Genomic DNA, 1,152 nt, shown 5'->3' on the forward strand with positions numbered 1-1,152 from the left:
TGCGCCTGTACGCCCCAGGGGAGGGGGCAGGGCGCGCCCTCGTCACCGCCTTCGGCGCCGGCCGCGCCGCCACCTTGCGGCTGGCCCCCGGCAGCTATGCCATTCCCGCCGCGCCCGCGCCCGAGCTGGAAGACGCCGCCTTGTTCGCTGCGCTGCGCCAGGCCGGCCTGTTGCGGCTGTCCCGGCACGGTGCCATCGCACTGGCGCCGGCCGACTTGCCCGCATGGGCCGACGCTGCCGGGACCGTGCGCGCCACCGCCTTGCCGGAGTGGGCCGACGTGCGCGTCGACGATGCAGCGCGCAAGCTGCTGCGCCGGCTGTACCGGCAGGCCGACGGCACCTACCTGCGCCGCCAGGTCGAGTTGTATAACAGTGAGCGCAGCCTGCTGGCTTGGCGCCAGCCCGACGGTGATATGGCGCGCTGGCAGGTCGGCGGCGCGGCTGGCCCCCTGGCCGCGACGCAGGCCATGCCGCCGGCCGCGGCGCGCCTGTTCGACGAATTGCCGCAGGGGTGACAGCCATGGTCGCGCGTGGCCCGCTGGCCGGCCGGCGGCCAGGCCGTCCAGCTCACGCTGCCGCTGCGTCCCGGCAGTTCCCGGCCGCTGCACCTGCTGGTGGCCGGCAGCGTGCAAGCCGTGCGTGGAGCCACCGTCCGGGCCACGCCGGCCTGCACCGGCAAGGCCTGCACGGCGCCGGGCGATGTGACGCGCCTGGTGCTGCAGCCGGCGGCGGATGCGCGCGCCGTCGTACTGACCATCGCGCCGCTGCCTGCTGCAAGCATGACCCCGCCGGGCAATGACGCCTACCGCCACCTGCGCGTCGTCGCCGGGCGCATCGCCTGGCAACCCTTGGCGCCGACGGCGCAAGCAGTGGTGCCGCGTGCCACGGGAACGGTAACGTTGACGGACCGTCATGGCGCGCCCCTGTGGGCCGACGGGGCGCCGACAGCGGCCGCCACCCGCGCCGGCCTGGCCACCCTGGTCGGCCTGGGGCCGGAACAGCAAGGCGGCATCGCCGCCATGCTGATGCGGGCGGGCGGCAATGCGGGGCGCCTGACATTGGAACTGCCCGTTCAGGCGCTGGCGCACGACATCCTGGCCTGCGTGGGCATGCGGCGCGGCGCATGGGATGGCCGGCGCTGCCAGGGGGGCA

At 75.8% G+C, this 1,152-nt stretch carries 2 pseudogenes; both read left to right on the forward strand.

Going from position 1 to position 1,152, the window contains the following annotated elements:
* Positions 1–515: pseudogene (locus GM672_RS28615) on the forward strand (penicillin-binding transpeptidase domain-containing protein); the annotation flags it as partial.
* A gap of 15 nt (positions 516–530) precedes the next feature.
* A pseudogene (locus tag GM672_RS27680) lies at positions 531–1,152 on the forward strand (penicillin-binding transpeptidase domain-containing protein); the annotation flags it as partial.

This window comes from Pseudoduganella buxea (assembly GCF_009720835.1).
GTDB classification, from domain to species: Bacteria; Pseudomonadota; Gammaproteobacteria; order Burkholderiales; family Burkholderiaceae_D; genus Rugamonas; species Rugamonas buxea.